General features: G+C 71.0%; 6 protein-coding genes. 3 read left to right on the forward strand and 3 right to left on the reverse strand.

What is annotated here, in order from left to right:
• Positions 1-1,046, forward strand: a 1,046-nt coding sequence (locus Q4I23_RS28625; RefSeq protein WP_498528466.1) for a Y-family DNA polymerase, incomplete at its 5' end; no start/stop codon positions are given.
• Between the two features lie 10 nt (positions 1,047-1,056).
• Positions 1,057-4,344, forward strand: coding sequence for an error-prone DNA polymerase (locus Q4I23_RS28630; protein WP_498528467.1), 3,288 nt, complete (start codon positions 1,057-1,059; stop codon positions 4,342-4,344).
• 21 nt (positions 4,345-4,365) lie between these two features.
• On the opposite strand, the gene Q4I23_RS28635 is transcribed toward Q4I23_RS28630, so the two are convergent.
• Both Q4I23_RS28635 and Q4I23_RS28640 read right to left on the reverse strand, forming a co-directional pair.
• Positions 4,366-4,944, reverse strand: coding sequence for a tyrosine phosphatase family protein (locus Q4I23_RS28635; RefSeq protein WP_014239380.1), 579 nt, complete (start codon positions 4,942-4,944; stop codon positions 4,366-4,368).
• Between the two features lie 296 nt (positions 4,945-5,240).
• Entirely contained in the window at positions 5,241-5,930 is a 690-nt protein-coding gene (locus Q4I23_RS28640) for a tRNA-uridine aminocarboxypropyltransferase (protein WP_498528468.1), read from the reverse strand.
• Positions 5,931-6,193: 263 nt separating this feature from the next.
• On the opposite strand from Q4I23_RS28640, the gene Q4I23_RS28645 reads away from it, so the two are divergent.
• Positions 6,194-6,364, forward strand: coding sequence for a hypothetical protein (locus Q4I23_RS28645; RefSeq protein WP_454018813.1), 171 nt, complete (start codon positions 6,194-6,196; stop codon positions 6,362-6,364).
• Positions 6,365-6,424: 60 nt separating this feature from the next.
• On the opposite strand, the gene Q4I23_RS28650 is transcribed toward Q4I23_RS28645, so the two are convergent.
• Positions 6,425-7,111: ImuA family protein (locus Q4I23_RS28650; RefSeq protein WP_498528469.1), on the reverse strand; the 687-nt coding region annotated here is incomplete at its 5' end.

Here is a 7,111-nt window from a genome sequence, read left to right on the forward strand (position 1 = left end):
ATGTGTATAAGAGACAGGGGAGGGGCAACCGGGCAGACACCCTCCTCTCCCCCCTCCCCGTCGCCGCGCTGCGTCTGCCCGCCGCCACGGTGGACGGTCTGGCCGCGGTGGGGCTGCGGCGGATCGGGGACCTGCATGCCCTCCCCCGCGCCACGCTGGCCGCCCGCTTCGGGCCGGAGTTGCTGCGGCGGCTCGACCAGGCCTACGGGCGGCTGGACGAGCCGCTGTCCCCCCGCCTGCCGGTGCCGCCGCACAGCGTCCGCCTCGCCCTGCCGGAGCCGATCACCACCGCCGAGGCCATCGCCGAGGCGTTGCGCCGCCTGCTGGCCTCCCTCTGCGCCGGTCTGGAGAAAACCGGCGAGGGCGCCCGCCGCCTGCGACTGGAGCTGCACCGGGTGGACCGCCGGCTGGAGGACGCGCCCCAGACGCTGGCCATCGGCATCGGCCGCCCGGTGCGCCACCCGGACGCCCTGATGCGGCTGTTCGCCCAGAAGCTCGACCGCGTGGAGCCCGGCCCTGGTCTGGAGCTGATGGTGCTGTCGGCCACCGAGACCGGCCCGCTCGCCGCCGCGCAGGCCGCGCTGGATGGCGGTACGGACGGGCAGCCGGAACTGGGCGAGCTGATGGACCGGCTGGGCAACCGGCTGGGGGAGCGGGCGGTACTGCGGCTGATCCCGCGGCAAAGCTGGCTGCCGGAGCGCAGCGTGGCCCCCGCCTCGGCCTTCGCAGATGCTCCTGGCGGTGCGCTGTGGCCCGCCGACCGTCCGCGCCCGGTGCGGCTGCTCGCCCCGCCGGAGCCCATCGAGGCCATGGCCCTGCTTCCCGACGACCCGCCGGTGATGTTCCTCTGGCGCGGCGCCCGGCACCGCATCCGCCGTTCCGACGGGCCGGAGCGGATCGCGGCCGAGTGGTGGCGGCGCGACGGCGAGACCCGCGACTATTACCGCGTCGAGGACGAGGCCGGCCGCCGCTTCTGGGTCTTCCGCCAGGGGCTGTACCGGCCCGGCGTGGCGGCGCTGTGGTTCCTGCACGGCTTCTTCGGGTGACGGGGCCGCCATGACCCCCTACGCCGAACTCCAGGTCTCGACCAGCTTCACCTTCCTGGAGGGCGCGTCCCACCCGGACGAGCTGGCGCTGACCGCCGCCGGCCTCGGCCACGCCGCCGTCGCGGTGACCGACCGCAACTCGCTGGCCGGGGTGGTGCAGGCGCACGCCGCCGCACGCAAGCACGGGCTGCGCCTGATCGTCGGCTGCCGGCTGGACCTGACCGACGCGGACAGCCTGCTCGCCTACCCCACCGACCGGGCGGCCTACGCGGGGCTGTCGCGGCTGCTGACGCTGGGCAAGCGGCGGGCGCCCAAGGGCGCCTGCTTCATCGCCCGCACCGACGTGCTGGACCATGCGGAGGGGATGCTGTTCCTGCTGGTGCCGCCGGACGACCGCGACCCCGCCTTCGTCCACTCGCTGCGCGGCTGGCGCAACGATCTGGGGGACCGCCTGCACCTCGCCGCCAGCCACCGCTACCGCGGCGACGACCAGCGGCGGCTGTCCTGGCTGGCCGGGCTGGCCGAGGCGGAGCGGGTGCCGCTGGTCGCCACCAACGACGTGCTCTACCACACGCCCGCCCGCCGCCCGCTGGCCGACGTGATGACCTGCATCCGCAGCGGCACAACCATCGACGAGGCGGGCTGGCGCCTGTCCGCCAACGCCGAGCGGCACCTCAAGGCCGGGGTGGAGATGGCCCGCCTGTTCCAACGCCACCCCGACGCCGTCGCCCGCACGGTGGAGATCGCCGCCGCCTGCCGCTTCTCGCTGGAGGAGCTGCGCTACGAATACCCGGACGAAGTGGCGGAGAACGGGCGCAGCCCGCAGGAGACGCTGACCGACCTGACCTGGGCCGGGGCGGTCCAGCGCTACCCGGACGGCGTGCCGGAGACGGTGGCGCAGACCCTGCACCGCGAATTGGCGCTGATCGGGCAACTCGATTACGCGCCCTATTTCCTGACGGTGTACGACATTGTGCGCTACGCCCGCTCGCAGGACATTCTCTGCCAGGGGCGCGGCTCGGCGGCCAATTCCGCGGTCTGCTATTGTCTGGGCATCACCTCGGTCGATCCCGCCACCACCACGTTGCTGTTCGAGCGCTTCATCTCCTCGGCCCGCAACGAGCCGCCGGACATCGACGTGGATTTCGAGCATGAGCGGCGCGAGGAGGTCATCCAGTACATCTATGCGAAATACGGGCGCGAGCGGGCCGGGCTGACCGCCACCGTCATCCGCTACCGCGCGCGCGGCGCCATCCGCGAGGTCGGCAAAGCCATGGGCCTGTCCGCCGATCTGGTGGCGCGGCTGTCCTCCTCCGTCTGGGGCTGGAGCCGCCACGGCGTGGACGAGGAGCGCGCCCGGCAGTACGGCTTCGACCCCGACGACCCGCGGCTCCGCCAGACGCTGGAGCTGGCGCAGGAGCTGATCGGCTTTCCCCGCCACCTGTCGCAGCATGTCGGTGGCTTCGTCATCACCCGCGGCCCTCTGAGCGACCTGTGCCCCATCGCCAACGCCGCCATGAAGGAGCGCACCACCATCGAGTGGGACAAGGACGACATCGACGCGCTGGGCATCCTGAAGGTGGACGTGCTGGCGCTGGGCATGCTGACCTGCCTGCACCGCGGCTTCGATCTGCTGAAGCGGCATTATGACCGCGGCCTGACGCTGGCGACGGTGCCGCAGGGGGACCCGGCGACCTACGACATGCTGTGCCGGGCCGACAGCCTGGGCGTCTTCCAGGTGGAAAGCCGAGCGCAGATGTCCATGCTGCCCCGCCTGCGGCCCAAGAAGTTCTACGATCTGGTGATCCAGGTCGCAATCGTGCGCCCCGGTCCGATCCAGGGCGACATGGTCCACCCCTACCTGCGCCGCCGCAACAAGGAGGAATTGGTTACATACCCATCCCCCGACCTTGAGGCGGTGCTGAAAAGGACGCTGGGCGTGCCGCTGTTCCAGGAACAGGCGATGCAGATCGCCATCGTCGGCGCCGGCTTCAGCGCGGAGGACGCCGACCGGCTGCGCCGCGCCATGGCGACCTTCCGCAAGACCGGAGAGGTCCAGCTTTTCCGCGACCGGTTCATCGAGGGCATGGTCGGGAAAGGCTACGACCGCGCCTTCGCCGAGCGCTGCTTCCAGCAGATCGAGGGGTTCGGCGAATACGGCTTCCCCGAGAGCCACGCGGCGAGCTTCGCCCTGCTGGCCTATGTGTCGGCCTGGATGAAGTGCCATCACCCGGACGTGTTCGCCGCGGCGCTGCTGAACAGCCAGCCCATGGGCTTCTACGCCCCCGCCCAGATCGTCCGCGACGCCCGCGAGCACGGGGTGACCGTGCTGCCCCCGGACGTGAACGCTTCCCACTGGGATTGCACGCTGGAACCCCTGTCACCCTCTCCCGCCCCGGGAGAGGGAGGGACCCGCCAAAGGCGGGAGGGTGAGGGTAGCGCCGAGAATCAGCGCGCCAGTCCTTGGATGCACCCTCACCCGGCCGCTGCGCGGCCACCCTCTCCCGGGGCGGGAGAGGGGATAAGGCATGCCCTGCGGCTCGGCCTGCGGCTGGTCCGGGGAATGGACGAGGAGGACGCGCATCAACTCGTGCTGTGCCGCGGGGCGGGCTACCGCGATCCCTACGACCTATGGCGCCGCGCGCGGATGCCGGTCGCCGGGCTGGAGCGGCTGGCCAAGGCCGACGCCTTCCGCTCCGTCGGGCTGGACCGGCGGGCCGCGCTGTGGGCGGTGAAGGCGCTGGGGGCGCAGCCGCTGCCGCTGTTCAGCGGCCTCGCCGACTCCGCCCAGGAGGAGCCGCAGGCCCTCCTGCCGGCCATGGCGCTGGGCGAGCATGTGGTGATGGACTACGGCAGCCTGTGCCTGTCGCTGAAGGCGCACCCCATGGCGCTGCTGCGCGACGGCTTCGCCGGGGTGGTCCCGACCGAGCGGCTGGGCACGGTGCGGGCCGGCACGCGGCTGACCGTGGCGGGGCTGGCGCTGGTCCGGCAGCGGCCGGGCAGCGCCGAGGGCGTGGTCTTCATCACGCTGGAGGACGAGACCGGCATCGCCAACCTCGTCATCATGCCGGACGTTTTCGAGACATTCCGCAAGACGATCATCGGCGCCCGCTTGATCGCCGCCACCGGCCGGGTGGAGCGCAGCGGCAAGCCCAACGACGAGGGCGGCGAGGTCATCCACCTGCGCGTCGAGCGGCTGACCGACCTGACGCACCGGCTGCGCGACCTGACCGACCCCGAGGCGCTGCCCAACCGCTCCGCCGCCACGGTCTTCCCGGAGGGGCGGAACTTCCGCTGAGAAGCGGTTGGAAAGGAATGGTCAGTCGATCAGGTCCGCGACCTCGCGGACCCGGCCGTTGTCGATCATGAACTGGACCAGATCGGGACGCTCCCGGCCATAGCTCCGGTGGCGGGCGCGGACGGCGGCGACCAGTTCGCCCCGGCGCTCCAGGATCTCGTCGGCGAATTCGATCATGCGCAGGTTGGGCCACGCCTTGTGGCGGATGCCGACCACGGCGGCCATCGCCTCGGCGGCGGGACGGTCCGGGCTGGCCTGGGCCAGGATCATGGTCAGGGCGGCGGTCGAGCGCGAAATGCCGGCGTGGCAATGGACCAGCAGCCCGCCCACTCCGGTCGGCTCGGTCATCAGGTCGCGCCCGAAGGCCAGGATGCGCTCGACGTCCGCGCGCTGCGGCAGGGACTGGCCCATGTAAGGGTCGATGATGTCGTGGAAGCGCAGTTCCAGCCGCTTGTGCTCGCCGTAGGAGCCGAAGGCGGTCGGCTCCGGGTGGCCGGGGTCGAGGATCGACAGGACGTGGGTCACGCCGGCCTCGCAGAAGCCGTTCAGCTCCTCGATGCCGCAGACGGTCAGTCCGAAGGGAACGAAATCGCGAGCCATGGTCCTCGTCTCTTGCCGTGCGCGCGGAGGGCGGCGCGGTTCGCATGTGGCGCCGCCGGTCCGTGCCGTCAAGCCGATCAGAGGTCCAATCAGAGGACGTTGAACAGATACAGCAGAAGAATGATCGGAATGGGAATCCCGACAAGCCACAGCAAAACGCCCTTCATGGATCGCTCCCTTGGTTGAGGCCCGAGCGGCCGATGCAATCCCCAACAGCGCAACAGCGCATTGGTTGCCACGGCCGCCCTGGTCGAGGGGGGCTTACCCGGAAAGGGCGATCCCGGAAGAGGTGCGGATTATTCCGGCCCGTCCTGATCCGGAGCGGGCTCTGCCGCCTCCGCGCGGGGGAGCGGAACGGGGCGTGGGCGCGGCGCGCGCAGCTTCTTCAGAAGCAGGGCGAAAGGCTTCAGCGCGCGGTCGAGGACCGCCGGCTCGGCCTCCAGCCGCGACAGCAGGAAGGCGGCGGCCTCCAGGGTCGACACGCTGTCGCGCCGCGGCTCCTTGCGAGCCTGCCCGTAGAGGGAGCGGAACTGCGGGTTCAGCACGATGCGGCGGCACTTCAGGAGCCACGGATTGCGCCACCACAGCGTCTTGGCCTGGCTCCAGGTGCCGTCCAGGACGATGACACCCTCCAGGTCGGCCAGAACCAGATCGCTGTCCTTCTGCGGGACGCCGCCCTTGTCCACCACGGACACCTCCGGCAGAGGGGCCGCACCCTGCTTGACCGGGCCGAGATAGAGCACGCCCCAGCGCTTGTAATCGACCTCGCGCCCGAGGATGCGCTTCAGGTTCGACCAGCTCAGCCCCACCTTCAGCGCGGAGTTCTTGAACTGGAGATGGGTGATCTGCGCGGTGCCCAGCGTTTCGCGCTTTTCCTGCGGGTGCTGGAGGATGAGCAGGAAGACGGCGTTGTCGATCGGCTCCACCGCCTCGCAAACGCACAAATGCATAGGTTTTAGGCAGGTGGGGCAGGATTCGGCGTGCATGGTCGGTCTCGGAGAAGGAACATCCGCGGAAAAAGCGGGAGGCGGGGACTATGGGCTTCCCACCCGAAAAAAGGAACGGGCCTCAAAAAGAAACGGGGTCCGAAAAGAAACCGGGCGCATTAAAGTTTGCATAACGCGTGATCTGCATCACTTAGAGGCCTGGACCTTGCATGATAGCGTCCAGACACACAGGACGGGTTGGGCCGAGGGCGGCCGACAGGACCGCTCCCCGGGCTCTCCCGACGCTCAGAAGGAGGCTTGCCATGCTGCCCGCTCATTTGGCCGCCCGCTTGCTGGAGCAACGCCGGGCTCAGGAATCGGCGGAATTCGCCCGGCAACTGCCGCTCTACGCGGACGACGCGCCCTTTCCGCCCGACGCCGATCCGGATGGCGAGACCGGGCAACCCCTGCCCGACTGGGCCACCAACTACTGACAGGAAAACGACGGGTGGCTGTCGCGTAGGCGACATCACCGTCCGTCCCTCCCGTCCGCATCACGCCACCTCGGCCCAGGACGGTCCGTGTCCGCCCACCGGAACCGGACGCCGAACCGGGGTGGATGCGGGCGCGGGAACGGCCCGCTCCGGTGCTTGCGCCGGGACCAGAGCACCGTCACGCCATTCCACAAGCCACGCCCCCGGGCGACCGCCCCGGCAGCGTTCCAGTTCCGCGCGCCAGCGCGGATCGCCCACGCCCGGCTCCGCCGTCCAACTGGGCGCCGGCGCGATCCGCCAGCGGGTGACCGCCGCGCTCGCCGCCGAGCGGCGGGCGGTGCTCTGCAACAGGAATCCCGTCACGCCCGACGACTCGGCGGCCAGTTGAAGCCGGCGGCTCGCCGTCAGGTCCAGCCCACCGACCTCCCCCAGCACGGCGGACAGCCGCTTGCAGCGCAGCGCCTCCTCCATCGCCCACAGGGCGTCGGCGTCGCGGGTCGCGCGCACGGCGATCAGCCGGTCCGGCGTCAGCCCATAGGCGGCCAGCCCGGCGGCGTGCAGGTCGCGCCCGCGCACGACCCACAGCGCGGGCGCCGCCGCGCTGGCGAGGCGGGCCAGCAGATGCGCGGCGAAGGCCGTGCCGGCCCCCGGCTCCTCCCCCGCCACCTCGTGCAGGCAGCCGAGCGGCAGACCGCCCGCCGGAAAGCTGTCTCTTATACACATCTGACGCTGCCGACGATTATACGC

It is taken from the genome of Azospirillum sp. UFLA03-27 (genome assembly GCF_059803775.1).

Excerpts from the sequence above, each read along its gene's own strand:
- Q4I23_RS28640 (WP_498528468.1), bottom strand. The coding sequence starts at position 5,930 with ATGCACGCCGAATCCTGCCCCACCTGCCTAAAACCTATGCATTTGTGC.
- Q4I23_RS28630 (WP_498528467.1), top strand. The coding sequence starts at position 1,057 with ATGACCCCCTACGCCGAACTCCAGGTCTCGACCAGCTTCACCTTCCTG.
- Q4I23_RS28635 (WP_014239380.1), bottom strand. The coding sequence starts at position 4,944 with ATGGCTCGCGATTTCGTTCCCTTCGGACTGACCGTCTGCGGCATCGAG.
- Q4I23_RS28645 (WP_454018813.1), top strand. The coding sequence starts at position 6,194 with ATGCTGCCCGCTCATTTGGCCGCCCGCTTGCTGGAGCAACGCCGGGCT.